The organism is Chitinophaga dinghuensis, from assembly GCF_003259435.1.
Lineage (GTDB): Bacteria > Bacteroidota > Bacteroidia > Chitinophagales > Chitinophagaceae > Chitinophaga > Chitinophaga dinghuensis.
The window spans coordinates 373,957-392,795 of the sequence record NZ_QLMA01000004.1 but is presented as its reverse complement, the minus strand read 5'-3'; the positions used below and the strand labels follow the sequence as shown (position 1 = coordinate 392,795).

The following is an 18,839-nucleotide window of genomic DNA, read 5'->3' as shown; positions in this document are numbered from 1 at the left end:
TACATCACCCAGCCTTATAAAACACGTTAAACATGAAAATCTGGTACATCCACAGCAATACCCGGCCCCGGCAGTATCTGCTATGTACAGTGGCATTTTGCAGTCTCATACTGACTGCTCCTCCACTGTTGCACGCTACCTCCTTCCCTATTGCTGGCAATTCTTATTTCCGTCAAAACATCACCGGAAAAGTCGTAGATGCCGCCAATGGCGATCCCTTACCAGGTGTGAATATAGTAGTAAAAGGAACTACCAGGGGCGTTGTTACCAGCCCTGATGGCAGTTTCTCCCTCGATGCACAACCTGGTGATATTTTAGTGATTTCACTGGTGGGATATGCCCGCCAGGAAATACCTGCAAAAAATATAGCCGGCGCCGTTATACGCCTCAGTTCCTCCGCCACCGGTCTGAATGAACTGATCGTAGTAGGTTACGGCGCACAAAAGAAAAAAGTAGTCACCGGTGCTACGGTACATTTAGGTAATACAGAGCTGATACAAAACCACAGTATCAGCGTGGAATCCTCGCTGCAAGGGCAAGCGCCTGGTGTGCAGGTGACCTCTAATTCCGGACAGCCCGGCGATGCATTGAAGATCGTTATCCGCGGTATAGGTACCAATGGCGATAGCAGACCCCTGTACATCGTAGATGGCTTTCCCGCCGATGATATCAATTATCTGAATCCTTCGGATATCGCTTCGCTGGATATTTTGAAAGATGCCGCTTCCACTGCCATTTATGGTACACGTGCCGCAAATGGCGTGGTACTCATCACCACTAAGAAAGGGAAAGAAGGTAAAACAGCCGTTACCTTCGATGCTTCCTATGGCGTACAGAATCCCGCCAGGAAAGCCTCTTTGCTGAATGCGCAGCAATATGCCGCCATCATGAATGAAGCAAGTATCAATAGTGGCAAGACGCCGATTTTCTCACTGGACGCCATTTCCAAGCTGGGAGAAGGTACCGACTGGCAGAAGTCCGCCACCTTGAAAAACGCGCCTATTCAACAATACAGCATAGGTCTTAATGGCGGAAATAATACATCTATTTACTCCGCATCCCTTTCCTATATGGGACAACAAGGGATTATGGGTATTGCCGGAAGATCCTTCTTTGAAAGAACTTCTTTCCGTATTAATTCCGAACATAAAATCTGGGAAGACAGAATCAAAGCGGGTGAAAACCTTACCTATGCACATATGCGCCAGGCTGGCATTGGAACTGGCAATATTTATAATAACTCTATTCGCGGTTTACTCAATGCCAGTCCTGTAATGCAGTTGCGGGACAGTTCAGGAAACTATGGCAAATCCCCTATGGCAGCGGATGAAGTGAATCCTATCGGTATTCTTGACTATACGCAGAATAATCGTACCATCACCGATCGTATTCTCGGCGATGTGTACATGGATGCGAGCATTATACCAGGGTTGGTATTCCGTACAGATTTCGGGATTGATCTCTCCTATGTTTACAATAACAGCTTTATCCCCGTATATGATCTTGCCAGCAATAACAGCAATACGCATTCCTCTGCCAGTCAGGGTATGTATCGTAACCTGAAATGGAACTGGGATAATACATTGAGCTATCAGCGTCAGTTTGGTAAAAACAATATCAATGTAATGGTAGGTACTACCGCCCTACTCTTTGATGGTTTCAATGTAGGCGGAAGCACTGGCGATCTCCTTATACCAGATCTCGCACATGCCTTACTCAGCAATGGTACAAACGATTCGCTCCGGAAAGTTTTTGGTATGCAGGATGGCAACAGATTACAATCCTACTTCGGGCGTGTGTTGTACAATTTCGATGAGAAATATATGCTGACAGCCACTTTGCGCAGGGATGGGTCCACCCGGTTTGGCGCTAATAATCGTTATGGCGTATTTCCCGGATTCTCTGTTGGCTGGGTTGCATCCAATGAGCATTTCTTAAAGTCTGACTGGCTGAACTTCCTGAAGATCCGCGGTGGATGGGGACAAAACGGGAACGACCGTATTCGCAATTTTGCATACATGGCCACCGTTTCCAGTTTATATCGCAGTTATTATTTCAATAATGAAAAGGCTATTGGCGCATCTCCGGATATTATTGCCAATCCTGATTTGAGATGGGAACGCAGCGAACAAACAGACATCGGTTTTGATGCTACTGTGTTTAAAGACTTCAACATTACTATCGACTGGTATCAGAAAATTGCGAAGGACTGGCTGGTAACAGCTCCAATCCCACAACTGGCCGGAACCGGCGCGCCTACCATCAATGGAGGAAGCGTGCGTAATACCGGTGTGGAACTGGCCATCAACTACTCTCACAAATTTGGCGATCTACGTATAGGCGTAGGCGGCAATATCACCTTCAACAAAAACAGGGTGACCAATATTCCAAATAATGAAGGCGTTCTCCATCCTTCTTACAATGGCGTATTGTCTTCCAATATGGATGAATACTACCGTGCGCAGAATGGGTTCCCAATGGGTTATTTCTACGGACTGAAAACATCTGGCATCTTCCAGAATCAGCAGGAGATCGATAATTACACGAACAAAGATGGTAAGAAAATACAGCCGAATGCAGTACCGGGAGATGTACGCTTTGTGGACCTGAATGGTGATGGCGCAATAGATGCAAAAGACAAAACAAATCTGGGAAGTCCTTTGCCTACGAATACTTATGGTATTAATCTGAATGCGGAATATAAAGGGTTTGATCTCTCCATCTTACTGAGTGGTGTGGGAGGTAATAAGATCGTGGATGGCACCCGTTCTTATGATCGTTTCTATAACAATTACAATACCGCCATCTTTAATCGCTGGCATGGAGAAGGCACTTCCAACAGTACACCAAGGGTAACCCTCGGCGATGAGGCCAACGGTAACTATACAAAGTTTTCCGATCTCTTTATTCGCAACGGCGCGTTTATGCGTATTAAAAGTGTGAACCTGGGATATGACCTGAAACATAGTCTGCTCAAGCATAGCAGTCTCGGACAGGTACGCTTGTACGTATCCGGACTCAATCTCTTCACCTTCACGCATTACAACGGACTAGATCCGGAAGTGGGTTATGGAATTGATCCATGGTCATCCGGAACAGATCTGGGTTATTACCCGCAGGCAAGAACGTTGCTGGTAGGATTAAATGTTAAATTTTAAAAGCGATCATCATGAAAAAACTGCTCTTCATATTTATTGCTGGCGGGATGCTCGCTTCCTGTGGCAAGGGTTTCCTGGAAACATATCCGAAAGACAGGAAGACCATAGAAGAATTTTACAAAACGCCTACTGATGCCTATCAGGCATTGGTATCCGCATACAGTATGTTAAACATGGACGGTTACGGCAATATCCTGTTAACCTCCGAAATCGCTTCCGACGATGCTTTTGGCGGTGGCGGGAATGCCGATAATGGGTTGCAGCAATGGGATAAATGTCAGCCCATGAACGACCTGAATGCCGCAGCCTGGAGTAAATACTATACTGCTATCTATCGTTGTAATATTTTATTGCAGCAGATTGAAAAAGTGGATTTCAAAGGAGATACCGCTTCCAAAAGCAGGTATATCGCAGAAGCGAAATTCCTCCGTGCCTATTACTATTTCGATCTGGTGCGCATGTTTGGTAATGTGCCACTGATTACGCAGCCATTGGAACCTGGCAACTACTATATCCCGCAGGCAAAGCCGGACAGCGTATATGATCAGATTGCCAGCGATCTGAAGGCAGCCGCGAATACCTTACCTGCGGTGAAATTCAGTTCCATTCCCAGCGGGCAGTATGGGCGTGCCACCAAATGGGCCGCAGAAGCACTGTTGGGACGTGTCTTCCTATATTATACCGGTTACTATGGCAAACAAAGTATTGGGAATACATGTACCAAAGGAGACGCGATTGCCGCTATTGAAGACGTGATCGCTAATAGCGGACATGGGCTGGTTCCCAAGTTCAATAACCTTTTCCGGGCCAGTGCCAACACAAACGAATATGCAGGACAAAATAACCAGGAAGGCGTATTCACCATTCAGTATACTTACCTGGGATTGGGCGATCAGAATCAGAACAATGGTAACCGCGTGCAGGTGATGATTGGTATTCGCAGTCAGGTACTGGGGCCATACTACAAAGGCTGGGGGGCGCAAACCGTTAACCCTGCATTGTATAATGCTTATGCCCCCGGCGATACGCGTCGGAATGCCAGTATCATTTCCATAGAAGAGGAAGGTTACGGCAGTGAATATACGTTGGGAGATCAGGCGCAGTATACCGGCTATTTCACCAAAAAATATACGCCTGTCAGCGATAAGAAACCAGAAGATCTGGGAGGTAATTTTCAATGGGACAACTACGATAATTATGTAGTCATTCGCTTTGCGGATGTGCTACTGATGGGCGCAGAGCTGAACCTGGGCACAGACAATGCCCGGGCGCAGTCGTACTACGATCAGGTACGCGACCGTGCCTTCCAGGATCAGTTGCATCGTATAGCCCTGACCGGTATCAATCAAATCTGGAATGAAAGACGGTATGAACTGGCATTGGAAGGGCATCGTTACTGGGATTTGTTGCGTCAGGGTATTCCGGCGGCCAAGCTGGCGATCGACAATACCTCTTCCAATCCCGCTTTCAACATTAGTTTCAGAAGCGAAACCAAAGGCTTGCTGGCGATACCAGAAACGCAGATCAATCTTAGCAATGGTACGTTAACACAAAATACCGGCTGGTAATTGCTGATCTTAAAACCTGTTATCATGAAACGTTTTCCTCTTTATATACTGGCCCTCGCAGCAACGTGTATGCATGCCTGTGAGCCCTATGAAAAAAGCGTTGCTCCTTCTGGTACAGAAGGTATTCAACTACAGTTCTCCGTTACACAAACGCAGGGCTATGATAATGAAGTAACCCTGAAAAGCAATACCAAAGGCGTTATTCCTTACTGGGATTATGTATTTGGCGGTACTAATCAAAAGGATGCCGTAGTGATTATGCCTTTTGCAGGAGATTTCTATATCAAATATTACGGATATGCTGGCGCTATTCCCAAATGCGATTCGGTGAAGGTGACTGTCAGCCAGAATGATCCTAAATTTTTCGCCAGTCCTTACTGGCAACTCCTTACCAATGGAGCAGCCGGCAAAACATGGGTATGGGCTTTTGATGCGCCGGATAACAGTTATTTCGGCGTAGGTCCCGGCGATTCCCCTACGCCTACCTGGTGGGTGCCCAGTATGGCCGAAATGACCGGTTATGGCGTCGTTAATGATGAAATGACCTTTAACCTGGACAAGGGACTGAACTATCAGTTATTGCATGGCGGAAAAAACACCAATGCCTCTTTCACCTTTGATCCCGTGAATATGACCTTAAAAATTAATGGATCCGATATCTCCAATGGAGAGAAGACCACTTACAATATATTAAAGCTGACGGCGGATGAATTGTCCGTTGTTCAGCAGGGAGATGGCTGGAGGAAGTTCTGGCATTTCAAGCGAAAGGGTTTTTCATTTTAAAATTCCACCACGAGAAACCTGCCCGGTGAAAGGGCAGGTTTATTACAAAAGTCTACAGTATACGTAAATATGCTGTTTTGGTTGTTACCTGTTGCCGGTGTTGTTGAACACCGGCTATTTTTTTTGCCGGGATATTTATTATCTTTCCTATCAAACCAGCATATCTGACTATGGAGATTAAGGTTCTGACTGCGCCAGGCCTGGGTAATTCAGGTCCTGCACACTGGCAAACACTGTGGGAACAGCTTGTTCCTGCCACTAAAAGAATAGAGCAATCCTCCTGGGATGCCCCTGTATGCACTGCCTGGGTCATGCATATAGAACGGGAAGTAGCCGCTGCTGGTCCGGGTGTAGTCATTGCAGCGCATAGTCTTGCCTGCCTGGCAGTAGCCCATTGGGCACAGCAAACCAAGCGCACGATTGCAGGCGCTTTGCTGGTAGCCCCGGCAGATCCGCATGGGTCCCATTTCCCCAAAACAGCCGCCGGATTTGAGCCCGTCCCCAATGCAAGATTACCTTTCAGAAGTATTTTGGTAGGCAGCACCAACGATGAATATTGTACGTTGGACAGGGCCACCTATTTTGCCGCATCCTGGGGGAGTCGTTTTATCAACCTGGGAGCAGCCGGTCATATCAATGCAGATTCCAAATTGGGCGAATGGCATAACGGCCTGCAGTTGTTGCAGGATTTGACGGGCAAGCTGGCCATTCCCGAAACAATTAACACAAAGATAAACCAGTGACATCCATGGCAAGGTAACATACATCTTACCTTTGGCCCTGCACATCCAACTTTAAGTATTTACTTTCACTTGTCAAGGACAGTATGCCAGAAACACTGATGTGGGAACGATTTCAGAAGGGCGATACCAATGCATTTGAGCAGATTTTCCAGGAACACTGGAACATGCTGATGCACTATGCCTGTAGCATCTTACATGATGATGCCATGGCCAAGGATGTATTACAGAACTTCTTCCTCGAATTATGGGAGAAACGAGAAGCTTTGCCAGTGCCACAGGAAATAAAAGCCTTCCTGTTATTTCTCCTGCGCCTCCGTATACTCAATGCCCTGCGTAAAGAAGATATACGCAGTAAACATGAGCACAGCTTTGCCCAGTTACTACAGGAGCATACCTCCAACAGTACTGACCAGCTGTATTATAAACAGATGTATGAAGAGCTGATGCAACATCTGAATGAACTGCCGCCCAGGATACGGCAGGTATTTTATATGAGCAGATTCGAATACCAGAGTGTCGCGGAGATTGCGGCTGCACTGGGCGCCTCCGAGCAAACTGTACGCAACCAGTTGAATACCGCTAACAAAAGACTGAAAGTGATGCTGAAAGGGTCTATCGCCTCGTTCCTCTTGTAGGAAGACAGCCACTGCACATTGCCAATGCCTTTACACGTCAGTAAGGGCCGGATATCTCTTTGTCCTTTACTTCCCTATACCTGTATTACCAAATTGTTAAGCCGGACGTAGCAATAGTTATTCGCTTCGTGTCGTGTGACATATAGTTATAAAAACCATTTTAAACAGCGCAGAAAGCTAAATCGATTTACTATTGGAAAAAAATGCCATATATCAGCTAATAGCCAAATATAGAGCGGGTAAATGCAGCGTGGAAGAAGTTGTATTACTCATGGCCTGGATGGACAAGATGCATGCCGCCACGCCATCAGCAGCACTTCCACCGGAGATGCAGGAATCTGTGAAGCAGACATTGCTGAAACATATTCACGCTGACAATGTAAAACCATTATATAAATGGAAACGCTGGGTGGCAGCCGCCGCTATTTTGCCGGTACTGGCCTTCTCTTACTGGCAGTATCAGCAGGCATCCCGGAAAACGGAAACTTTGGCCTGGAATAAAATCAGTACCGGACTCAGGGAAGTAAAAAAAGTGCAGCTTCCAGATGGCTCACTGGTATGGCTAAACGCTGCCAGTACCCTGGAATATGCCAGCAATTTCAATCAACACGACCGCTCCGTGAAAGTATATGGGCAGGCCTATTTCGATGTACATCAGGATAGCCGGCATCCTTTCCTCGTGGAGGCAGGGCAACTGCGTGTAGACGTACTCGGTACAGCCTTCTCCGTTACCAGTATTACAGGGCAGCCGGCGAGAGTAGCCGTGGCCACCGGTAAAGTACAGGTAACAGATAATAAACAGGTACTGGGCGTACTCCATGCCACCGAACAATTACTCATCACACCAGAGAAAGCTATTTACAGCAAAACAGACAGTACTACTATCAGCAGCTGGACCACCGGAGAAATTGTACTCAGCGACGTATCCCTGCAACAAGTACTCTGGGAGCTGGAAAACTACTATGGTATTCAATTCCATAGCGAAACAGATATATCCCGATGCCGATTGAACATCAATTTCAGCAAAGCAATGACGTTGCAGAACAAACTGGATATCATCTCCAAAATCAGCATCTCACCAAAACTGCATTTCCATACTACAGATCATAAAAATTATTCCATTCAATAAACAGACAATTCATATTTAACAAAATACACTATGCAACCATCATTGCGTCATCACCTCAAACATCCTAAAAGGGTAAAGCCTGTGCTAATGCTATTGCTGGCCGCCATCCCTTTCACTGAAAGCTTTTCGGCATTCAGCCAGGCGTTACAGAACGTAGTACCAGGCATGGAAGTGAAAAACGGCACGCTTACACAAGCCATTGCCTCTTTGGAAAAGAAGGCTGGTGTCAGGATTTCTTATGACCAGCGTGCATTATCCACTGTACATGTAGCGCCGCATTCCTGGAAAAATGAAACAGTTGCCGCTATCCTTTCCGACCTGCTGAGCAGCACCGGTCTGAAATATGAAGAGCGTCAGCAAACCATCGTTATCTTCTCTGCAAATCAGGCTGGGGCCGACAATTCCCTGCAACAGGAAAAAAAGATAACCGGTACCGTTACAGATGCTAACGGACCACTGCCAGGCGCTGTGGTATTGGTGAAAGGTACCAGCAAAGGCGCTATCACTGATGCCAGCGGACGTTTTGCCATCAATGCATCCGCAGATGGAGAAGTGATCCTGACGGTTAGCATGGTAGGTTATAAAACAGCCGAAGTTGCCTACAACGGCGCTCCCCTCCAGGTGGTAATGACAACAAACAGTCGCGAACTGGGCCAGGTACTCGTTGTTGGTTATGGTTCTCAGAGTCGTACTAAAATCTCTTCCGCTATCACTGATGTAAAACTGGACAAACTTAACTCCCGTTCTGTGAACAGTGTGGAAGAAGCAATGCAGGGTAAAGCACCTGGCGTAGTGGTACAAAACCAGGGCGGCGATCCTACCTCTCCTCCTAAAGTATATATCCGTGGTACAGGTGGTATCAATGGTGAGAATCCATTGTATGTTGTAGATGGTTCTATCTATAATGGATTGATTAATCCTGCCGACATCGAAACGATTACTGTGCTGAAAGATGCAGCTGCAGCCATTTACGGCGCAAGAGCTTCTGGTGGCGTAATCCTGATCACTACCAAGAAAGGTAAATCCGGCAGAATGAGTGTAAACGCAGATGCAAAATTCGGCGTACAACAAGTATATAAAACCCTGAAAGTACTCGATGCGGCTGAGTTCAACAATGTAATGAACCAGGCGTACGACAACGCAGGCGTTACCCGCAACCCGGCCTACGATCCAACCCAAAACCCCGATGGTAATGTAACCCGTACCGACTGGATGAAAGCCATCACCCGTCGTGCGCAACTGCAGGAATACAATGTGGACCTGAATGGTGGTAATGATAAATCCAGATACTTCATGGGCTTTGGTTATCGCAAGCAAGAAGGTATTCTGTTAAACACCTTCAACGAAAGATATAATTTCCGTCTGAACACAGACCACCAGGTGACTCCATGGCTGAAGATCGGTGAAAACCTCTCTTACGCTTACTCTAATGGTAACGGCGCAAATACCACCAGTGCCTATACCGGCGCCATCTTAACCGCTTTGTATTACACACCTAGCGTTACGCCTTATCAGCCAGATGGTTCTTTCAGCGGCCTTCCGGTGAAGTTTGCAGGCGCTTACGGCGATGTGATCAACCCAGTGGCTTACCTGCAACGTCTGGATAGCAAAAATCCAAAGAGCTACCTCCTCATCAATCCATATGTGGAAGTAAAACTCCCTGCTAACCTGACTTTCAAGTCCAACCTGGCCATCAACAAGGTGTTTGATAACACCAAATCATTTACTTCCCGTGTGCTGGAAATTGGTAAGATATTCGACTTCAATAACCTGTATCTCTCCAACAGCAATACCAACGATGTACTGGCAGAACAAACGCTTACCTACGATAAACAACTGCATGATCATCATTTCAATGCAATTGGCGGTTACAGCTACCAGCAAATTCAGCGGGATTATTTCAGTCTGCTCGTGAATAACTTCAACGATGAAAGACCTGCTTTCCGCTATCCACAAAATGGCGCTGCTGTTGATCCACTGGGATTCCTCGGTGGCAGAGACAAACAAGCTATTGAGTCTTTCTTCGCGCGTTTGAACTATGACTATAAAGCAAAGTACCTGTTGTCTGTTGTAGGCAGACGTGATGGTAGCAGTCTTGTTGCTCCGCAGAACCGTTATCAGAACTACTATTCTGTTTCCGCAGGATGGGTACTGTCTAACGAAGGATTCATGAAAGATATCGTTGCCGGCAAAACCCTCTCTTACCTGAAACTCCGCGCCAGCAATGGTTTGCTGGGTAACCTCGGTTCATTACCTGTAGGTGCGGTAAATCCATTACTGGATAAAAAAACCAGCTATTTCGGCGTTACGCCAACTGTTTCCAACGGATATGCAGAAACGGCGCTGGCCAATCCAAATCTGACCTGGGCTGAATCCAAACAAACCAATATTGGGCTGGATCTGGGTTTACTCGACAACAGAATTTACCTCGTAGCTGATTACTACATCAAGAATACCATCAAGATGCTGCGTCAGAAGCCACCATTAAGTACGGATGGCGTTCCTAACGGTACCTGGATGAACGTGGGCGATGTAAGAGATAATGGTATTGAACTGGGTATTACCTTCAACAGCAAACAAGGCAGCGAATTCCAATACAGCGTGAGCGCTAACCTCGCCACTGTAAACAATAAGCTGTTAAGTCTGGGCCTCGGCGATCAGGTACTCAATACTTCTAATATCAATATCCGCAGTTCCATCACACCTATTCGTATTCAGGAAGGACAGCCGCTGTACTCCTATTACCTGGTTAAAACAGCCGGCATCTTCCAGTCTCAGAAAGAAATTGACGACTATACCTGGACAGATCCTAAAACCGGTACAGTTAACAAGATTCAGCCAAATGCAAAACCTGGCGATCTGAAGTTCATTGATGCCAACAACGATGGTAAAATCAATAACTCCGACCGTCAGTTTATGGGTACTCCGTTCCCTAAATTTACCTATGGCTTCTCTTTCAACGGAAGTTATAAAGGGTTTGACATCAACATCTTCCTGCAAGGCGTACAAGGCAATAAAATCTTCAATGCCCTGAAATACACCGGTCTTGCTCCAATGGTAACCAGCCAGGGTTACAACCTGCTGGCAGATGTTAAGAATGCATGGACGCCGACGAACACCAATACCAATATTCCAAGAGTATCTATCTCTGATCCTAACGGAAACTTCGGTACTACCTCAGATTGGTACCTGGAAAATGGTTCTTACATGCGTATCAAAAATATCACCCTGGGTTATACCCTGCCTGATAAGCTGACTGAACGTTACCACATCAACAAATTACGTGTATTCGTAACCGGTAACAACCTGTTCACCTTTACCAAATATAGTGGCATGGACCCTGAAGTAGGTACTGACACCTATGGTATCGATCTCGGTCGCTATCCACAGGCAAGAGGATTTATCGCTGGTCTGAATCTGAATTTCTAAAATTAAGCAGACATTATTATGAAAAAGACAATATACGCTTTCTCCATACTGGCAGGACTCAGCTTCACTGCCTGCAATAAAAAGCTGGATGTAGCGCCGGAAGGCTCTCCTTCTCTCGGTAATTTCTGGCAAACATCCAAAGACGCTATCAGTGGCGTAAATGCCATGTACGAACCATTTGATGATGAAAACTTCTATGGACGCGGCGTTTTCTGGTTCATTGATGCCAGCGATGACATGGTGGTAGGTCGTGGTAAACCGGAAGCCGAAAACATCAAGAACTTCAACTCTTCGTTTATTGGTGGTAGCTATACAGAAGGTCAATGGTCTTTACGTTATATCGTTATCAAACGTGCCAACGATATCTTAAGGAACGTACCAGCCATCAAGATGGATGAGAGTCTGAAAAATCGTTATCTTGGTGAAGCTTATTTCCTGAGCGGACTGATGTACTATCAACTGGCTTATAACTATGGTAATGATCGTGCAGGCATACCTATCGTTAACAAATACACGCCTACTCCTGGCGCGGTAGTACCAAGAGCGGCCAACGTAAATGTGAACTACGATTCAGTAGTCTCTGATCTGAAGCGTGCCGCTTCCCTGCTGCCAAACTTTGATACCTATAAACCGGCAGATTATGGTCATGCTCACAGAACGGCTGCCCTGGCATATCTGGCAAAAACATATCTCTATAAAAAGGATTATGCCAATGCAGAAAGCTATGCAGATTCTGTTATCCTGAGTGGCAAACATGCGCTGCTGCCTAACTTCGCAGATGTATTCACTATTGCTAACAACTGGACATCTGAATATATCTGGTCTGCGTACAGCACTGCTGCTGGTACCAGCGGCTGGGGCAGTATCCTGCCAGGCGTAATGCTGGAACTGACCGGCTGGGGCGCTTACAATGGCTGGGGTTATTACATGCCAACGAGAGAGCTGGTAGATGAATATGAATCAGGAGATCTTCGTAAAGCAGCTACTATTCTGCAACCAGGAGATCAGTTCAAATATTTCGGCGCTATGAAAACTTATAGCACCACCAACAGTACCAGTGGCTATCAGTTCCGCAAGTACATGGAACCATTTGGCTATGATAAACCTATCGGTACTTATCTGAGTCCTAGTGGCGACCATCCTACCACTGCGCTGAATCCTCCATTACTGCGTTATGCAGAGGTAATTCTGATCAAAGCGGAAGCTAAACTGATGCAGGGTAAGAATGCAGATGCTGAAATCAACCTGATTCGCAAACGCGCAGGACTGAACCCTATTTCAGGCGCTACGATGACAGACCTGAAACACGAAAGAAGAATGGAGCTGGCTGGCGAATGGGCCGACCGTCACCACGACCTGGTAAGATGGGGTGATGCACAGGCTGCCTATGCTAAACCTTTGCATGGATATGATCCTACAAAAGTAATCTGGCCTGCCCGCAAATTCAATCCGGATGTACACAACGTATGGCCGGTACCACAGCGCGAAATTGACGCCAGCGGTGGTAAAATCCAACAGAACCAAGGCTGGTAATACTGCCTCCTTTTTATAACCCTGACCCCTTACCAATAGCTGTACACCAGCTCCCGGTAAGGGGTCATTTCTTAATAAGATATCAGTGAAAAAAACTTTGCTTATTCCGATCTGCCTGCTCGCTACTCACCTGAACGCACAAACGAAAGTGTATACGATGGCGCAGGTACACTCTCACAACGACTATGAGCGCAGCATGCCTTTCTATGAAGCTGCCTCTTTACGCTTCGGCTCTATTGAAGCAGACATACACCTGAAAGACGGAATCCTCTATGTAGCCCATGACGAAAAAGATATCAAGCCAGAACGTACACTGGAAGCGCTTTATATCAAACCGGTTATCAGACAGTTCTCTCTCAATAACGACAAACCATATCCGGGCAATGAACCGATGCAACTACTGATAGATGTGAAAACAGACGCTGTTCCAACTATCAAGGCATTACAGCAATTACTGCAGCCGTATCATCATTACTTTGACCGTACGCAGTATCCCAATGCGGTGCGTATCGTGTTATCTGGGAACCTCCCAGATATGAATACCTGGTCTGCCTACGATAACATGTTTTGGTTCGATGGCCGGCCAGACAGCACTTACACGCCTGCTGCGGCTAAAAGAATAGCCATGCTGAGTGTAGATTTTGAAAAATATTCAAAATGGAATGGGAAAGGAACCCTTACCCCTGCTGAGTTTAAGGCAGTAAAACAGGTGGTAGACAAAGTCCATGAACGAGGGTTTAACTTCCGATTCTGGGGCGCCCCGGATACCAGGAGTGCCTGGTACAAGCTGATGGACCTGGGTGTGGATATCATTGGCACAGATCATCCGGCAGAGATATATAATGTGATGAACCATACTACCATGAATTACACGGGCAATCTGCCTGTGCATCCGGTGTATACGCCTACTTACGTCAGTGACGCCACAAATATTAAATCGAAAAATGTGATCCTTTTCATTGGCGATGGTACTGGTCTGGCACAAATGTATGCCGGCTATACCGCCAACAAAGGAGATCTGAATATCTTCCGGATGAAGCAATTAGGCTTGTCCAAAACGCAATCGTCCGATAACTACCATACCGATAGTGCTGCTGGTGGCACTGCTATGGGCAGTGGTAAAAAAACGAATAACCGGGAAATTGGGATGGATAATACTTATGTCGCCATTCCCGTGCTCCCCGAAATCCTTGCGCCTGCCGGTATCCGCAGTGGCGTACTGGTCACCGAAGAGATTACTGGCGCTACCCCTGCTGCCTTCTATGGCCATACGGAAGACAGGGATAGTAGTCGCACCCTCTTTCACCAGCTGGCCGACAGCAAGCTATCGCTGGCTGTGGGCGGAGGAAAAGAAGAGTTGGAGCAGGAAACTGCTGCGCGATGGAGAGATTCCCTGGCTGCCAAAGGTATACTGATCACCGATCAGTTGCAGTGGAACCCGCTCACAGGCAATCGTACCCTGGTAATATTGAGTAATAAAGTGGTGAACTCCATGCAGCAAGGTCGTGGAGATTATCTGAAGCAATCCCTGAAAAAAGCGTTACAGCAACTGAATGCTGGCGGCAAGGGCTTCTTCCTGATGGTAGAGGGGTCCAGAATAGATCATGGCGGTCATTTCAATAATCTGGATTACCTGGTGCGGGAAATGCTGGATTTTGATGATGCTATTGGCGAGGCGATGGCGTTTGCAGACAAAGACAAACAAACCACCATTATCGTGACGGCAGATCATGAAACCAGCGGACTGGCCCTCATGGACGGAGATATCAGTCAGGGTTGGCTACGGGGTCATTTTGCCACCAATGATCATACAGGCATTCCCGTTATGGTATTTGCTTACGGGCCTAATTCCCAGCTTTTCAGAGGGGTGTACGAAAACAATACTATTTACAGTAAGATACTGGAGTGTTTCCGGATGAGCGGGAAGTAGCGTTTGTTTTTTTTCTCGCAAAGCAGCATAAGCAGCAATGCAGCAAAGGATTATATAGTAATTGTATTAAATACTAATTCACGTTTTGTTATTAATTATTGAATTAACGACAAACGTATGTCTTTGCTGCTTTGCTACTCATGCCGCTTTGCGAGCTTAAACCGCAAACGTATGTCTTTGCTGTTTTGCTGCTTTTGCTGCTTTGCGAGCTTAAAACAGCAAACGTATGTCTTTGCTGCATTGCTGCTTTTGCTGCTTTGCGAGCTTATTTACTCGCTCTTTGCGAGAAAAAATATACTATACGAGCGTTTGCAGTACCGGGTCGTTGTAGTCCGCGATAAATGCAATTATATTATCATATTGATCAAACTCGCTACGGGTATGCATCGTGGTGATTACGACTGCTTTCATACCTGCATTGGCGGCTGCTTCAACTCCTTTAGGCGCGTCTTCAAACACGATGCAGGTTTCTGGCGCCACGCCCAGTGCAGTTGCGGCTTTCAGGAATACTTCCGGGTCGGGCTTACTGGAGCTTACATCTTCCGCACCCACGATTGCCTGGAAATAGTGGCGGATATTCAGGTTATCCAGTACATAATCCACATTGAATTTGTCTGCAGCAGTGCCGAGGGCCATGGGAATATGGCTGGCAGCAGCTTTTTCCAGGAATGTGGGTAATCCTGCTATCAATTGCAGATGCGGCAGGAAGGCTGCCTGATAGATTTCCTCCTTCTGACGGGCATAGGTAGCCATTTGTTCAGTGGTAAAATGGCCTTTTCCGAAGATTCTCTCCAGCAATTCCTCATTTTTCCCGTACATATGGGACCGTACTTCTTCCTTGGTCAGCCCAGCTCCCAGCTCATTCAGCTTATTATACCAGCCTTCCAGGTGAAACGCCATGTCGTCGATCATGGTACCGTTCATGTCAAAAATAAATGCCATCTTTCTGTGATAACGGTTTCGTTCTACAATAAAAAAATGTATATTAGGACTGATTTTAGTGTTAACTAAATGCATACAAGAAATTGTATGATCCATTTGACCGTGTCTGCTGCAACAGGCGCGGTTTTTTTTCGGGCGCAAGGTAAGCGTTTATTATTTATATTTGATACCTGAGGAAAACCTGATACCCTGTAAAATAATCATGATGGATATATTCCAAAAGCATAATATACATATCGTTGGAAACCTGGAATCCCCAAAGACGTTGATTTTCGGACACGGATTCGGTCTTGACCAGACCTGTTTTCAATATATTATACCAGCTTTTGCAAGCGATTTCAAAATCGTGTTGTACGATAATGTTGGCGGAGGAATGTCGGATATCAATGCATTCAGTTTTCATCGCTACGCCACTATAGACGGCTATGTGACAGATCTGACAGAATTGATAGCTGCCCTGAACTTGAAAGATATCATCTATGTGGGGCATAGTGTGAGCGGCATGATTGGCTTACTGGCCAGCTTGCGTCATCCGGGGATCTTTGAACGACTGGTCATGATTGGCTCCAGTCCCCGCTACCTGGACGATCCATCCCTGGATTATATTGGCGGTTTTGATCAGCCAGCACTGAACGGCTTCTACGACGCTATGGAAAGTAATTTCCATGCATGGGCCGCCGGTTTCGCCACCATGGCTATGAACCAGCCAGGCCGGCCGGAATTATCCGCAGCTTTTGCCAACTCCCTGCAAGCCATTAGGGCTGATATTGCAGTAGCAGTAGCAAGGTCTATATTCCAACTGGATCACAGACATGTACTTAAAAATGTAAATATTCCTGTACTGATACTACAAACCGCCGACGATATCGCCGTTCCGGCAGCAGTCAGCGATTATCTGGAAAGCAATATCCCTTACAGCACAAGGGTGAAAGTATATACCACCGGGCATTTCCCGCAAATCAGCGCGCCAGAGGAAGTCATCAGCGGCATGCAGTCCTTTTTATAGATTTTATTCATCCTTCAACCTAAAAGTGTGACTAGTTGGGAAAGTAAAGCGCTAAGTTTTATTAATCAGACAAGCAGATGGGACAAGGACAAACATATTTCCTCCTTTCTGACCTTCAGCATCAACCTGCTGAAGAATTTATTTCAGACAAATATCACGTTGCAGATAGAATTTGAAGATGAATCTACTGCCAGGGTAAAGAACGCCTCCCCTACCTATCTGGACGACATGGTGCTGGACCCGGAACCTATCAGAAAACTACTCTATAGCAACGGTTTCAAAACCATTTACTGGCAATCTATCCCTACTGCAGGTCATGCATTGAAAGACCTGCTGCAGGCATTCTCATCGGCGATCATCATCCCCTTAGCCACTGAACCTACGAACAGTATTATTCTCATGGGCTGGAGTGAACCGATGACTTTCAATAACTCTTTCCAGGAATGTGTGGAAACCATCCGCCTCCGCCTGAAAGAAATCCTTACTTATTCCCAGCAGCAGCAACACTTTCAGAAAGTGGCTTCCAGGTATGCAGCTATTATGCATACCATTCCACATGCCCTTATTTTCATTAACAACGACGGTTTTTCCGGTTGGGTAAACCAACCTGCGGCCGAACTATTGCATCTTTCCGGCCCCGGAGAACAGCTGCCAGCCATTCTATCCGATGCCATGCTGCAACTGCGCAGCAAAACCACCAATGCAGCAGAGATTTACCAGGAAGCAATGCGACTCTTTTCTTCGCAACAAAATAGCATTACCTCCTGGGAATGGAAGTTCGCCTCTCCGGAAGAGATGAGCTATAACGTAACCTGCTTGCCGGTGTTGAGCCAGCAGGTCAGTGGTAGATTATGGATATTTGAGAAAAAGCAAGGTTAGTTCCTGCTCCACTGAAAATAGAAACGGCTGCCTTCACCGGGTTTGGAGTCTACCCAAACCTTTCCGCCCTGTTCCTCCACCAGCATTTTAAAAATATTCAGGCCGATACCACTTCCGGTACCGCCGTCTCCTTTTTCAAACAGGCGGAAAATTCGATCCGTATCCCTGGATGCAATACCAGGCCCGTTATCCTCTACATAGAATTCGTAGAAATCCTCCCGTGCTGAATCCTGGCCTCCCAGATGGATTTCCACCCTCTCCTTATCATTGTGTTTGATGGCATTGGCAATCAGGTTCTGAAATACCTGTTGCAATTTCAGTCGGTTAGTAAATAAGACAGGCATATCCGTATCATAGTGTACCTGCACAGTTTTAGGCAGGAACAGCAACAGCGTTAATTGCTGGAGTAACTGCTTTACATCCACCTCTTCTTTGAGAGTCTCTTCATCGTTTTTCAGGGTATAATCCAGCACGCTGGTAATCATACCGGTGAGGTGGTTGGTGGCATTCAGGACGATGTCCATGTATTCATTCAGGTCTGGCTCTTTTTTGATCCGCTCATCGTCGGCAATGAGGGTAAGCAGGCCGATAGCCCCGTTGAGCGGAGATTTCAGGTCATGCGCCACAACATACATGAAGCGCTCCAGTTGTTTATTGATTTTCTCCTTTTCCTGGAGGGCTACTTTCAGGTCATTCTGATAGTAGTATAATTTCTCAAATACATTCACTTTGGCTCGGCAGATATCTACGTCCAGAGGTTTAGAGAGGTAATCCACTGCTCCTTCCTTGAAACCTTTGAGGACATACTGCTCTTCTTTGTTGATGGCCGTTACGAAGATGATGGAAATGTCTTTTGTACGGGGATTGGTTTTAAGGAGACGCGCTACCTCGTAACCGTCCATATCTCCCATTTGTACGTCCAACATAATGAGACCAATATCATTGTGTTTCAGGGCCTGTTTCAGGGCCTCATTGCCTGATGAAGCTTTGAGGAAAATCCTGTTGGTCGATTGTAGCATATCTTCCAGCGACAGCAGGTTTTCCTGCTTATCATCCACGAGTAAGATGGTAATTTTTTTGGAAGGTTCCGTCATTTCATTCTCG

The 18,839-nt window shown here is 46.3% G+C and carries 13 protein-coding genes; 11 read left to right on the top strand and 2 right to left on the bottom strand.

The genetic code is table 11. The annotated features are described in order from the left end of the window. Positions 1 to 32: 32 nt before the first annotated feature. The 9 genes from CLV59_RS13740 (at position 33) to CLV59_RS13700 (ending at position 14,908) form a co-directional block, all read left to right on the top strand. Positions 33 to 3,158, top strand: a complete 3,126-nt coding sequence (locus CLV59_RS13740) for a SusC/RagA family TonB-linked outer membrane protein (RefSeq protein ID WP_111592618.1) — start codon at positions 33 to 35, stop codon at positions 3,156 to 3,158. Positions 3,159 to 3,169: 11 nt separating this feature from the next. Beyond that, complete coding sequence (locus CLV59_RS13735) at positions 3,170 to 4,726, top strand: RagB/SusD family nutrient uptake outer membrane protein (protein WP_111592617.1); 1,557 nt, start codon at positions 3,170 to 3,172, stop codon at positions 4,724 to 4,726. 24 nt (positions 4,727 to 4,750) lie between these two features. Further along, positions 4,751 to 5,509, top strand: a complete 759-nt coding sequence (locus tag CLV59_RS13730) for a hypothetical protein (protein ID WP_111592616.1) — start codon at positions 4,751 to 4,753, stop codon at positions 5,507 to 5,509. A gap of 170 nt (positions 5,510 to 5,679) precedes the next feature. Continuing rightward, on the top strand, positions 5,680 to 6,252 hold the full coding sequence (locus CLV59_RS13725; RefSeq protein WP_111592615.1) for an RBBP9/YdeN family alpha/beta hydrolase: 573 nt from the start codon (positions 5,680 to 5,682) through the stop codon (positions 6,250 to 6,252). 83 nt (positions 6,253 to 6,335) lie between these two features. Further along, positions 6,336 to 6,887, top strand: coding sequence for an RNA polymerase sigma factor (locus CLV59_RS13720; protein WP_111592614.1), 552 nt, complete (start codon positions 6,336 to 6,338; stop codon positions 6,885 to 6,887). 193 nt (positions 6,888 to 7,080) lie between these two features. Further along, positions 7,081 to 8,016 carry a FecR family protein gene (locus CLV59_RS13715; RefSeq protein ID WP_111592613.1) on the top strand — a complete coding sequence of 312 codons (936 nt, stop codon included), beginning with the start codon at positions 7,081 to 7,083 and terminating at the stop codon, positions 8,014 to 8,016. A gap of 30 nt (positions 8,017 to 8,046) precedes the next feature. Beyond that, complete coding sequence (locus CLV59_RS13710) at positions 8,047 to 11,445, top strand: TonB-dependent receptor (RefSeq protein WP_111592612.1); 3,399 nt, start codon at positions 8,047 to 8,049, stop codon at positions 11,443 to 11,445. An 18-nt stretch (positions 11,446 to 11,463) separates the two neighbouring features. Beyond that, positions 11,464 to 12,978 (top strand): RagB/SusD family nutrient uptake outer membrane protein, encoded by a 1,515-nt coding sequence (locus CLV59_RS13705; protein WP_111592611.1) that lies wholly within the window; start codon positions 11,464 to 11,466, stop codon positions 12,976 to 12,978. Positions 12,979 to 13,063: 85 nt separating this feature from the next. Then, positions 13,064 to 14,908 carry an alkaline phosphatase gene (locus CLV59_RS13700; RefSeq protein WP_111592610.1) on the top strand — a complete coding sequence of 615 codons (1,845 nt, stop codon included), beginning with the start codon at positions 13,064 to 13,066 and terminating at the stop codon, positions 14,906 to 14,908. A 297-nt stretch (positions 14,909 to 15,205) separates the two neighbouring features. Here CLV59_RS13700 and CLV59_RS13695 read toward each other — a convergent pair whose 3' ends face one another. Then, entirely contained in the window at positions 15,206 to 15,850 is a 645-nt protein-coding gene (locus CLV59_RS13695) for an HAD family hydrolase (RefSeq protein ID WP_111592913.1), read from the bottom strand. 205 nt (positions 15,851 to 16,055) lie between these two features. Here CLV59_RS13695 and CLV59_RS13690 point away from each other — a divergent pair, with 205 nt between their 5' ends. Together CLV59_RS13690 and CLV59_RS13685 are read left to right on the top strand one after the other, a co-directional pair. Continuing rightward, the gene (locus CLV59_RS13690) at positions 16,056 to 16,856 is read left to right on the top strand and encodes an alpha/beta fold hydrolase (RefSeq protein ID WP_245950865.1); all 801 of its coding nucleotides are present in this window, start codon (positions 16,056 to 16,058) and stop codon (positions 16,854 to 16,856) included. A gap of 27 nt (positions 16,857 to 16,883) precedes the next feature. After that, positions 16,884 to 17,735, top strand: a complete 852-nt coding sequence (locus CLV59_RS13685) for a hypothetical protein (RefSeq protein ID WP_111592608.1) — start codon at positions 16,884 to 16,886, stop codon at positions 17,733 to 17,735. Here CLV59_RS13685 and CLV59_RS13680 read toward each other — a convergent pair. Continuing rightward, a complete protein-coding gene (locus CLV59_RS13680; RefSeq protein ID WP_111592607.1) occupies positions 17,732 to 18,829 on the bottom strand; it encodes a hybrid sensor histidine kinase/response regulator in 1,098 nt (365 codons plus the stop codon). The genes CLV59_RS13685 and CLV59_RS13680 overlap by 4 nt on opposite strands. Between the last annotated feature and the right edge of the window lie 10 nt (positions 18,830 to 18,839).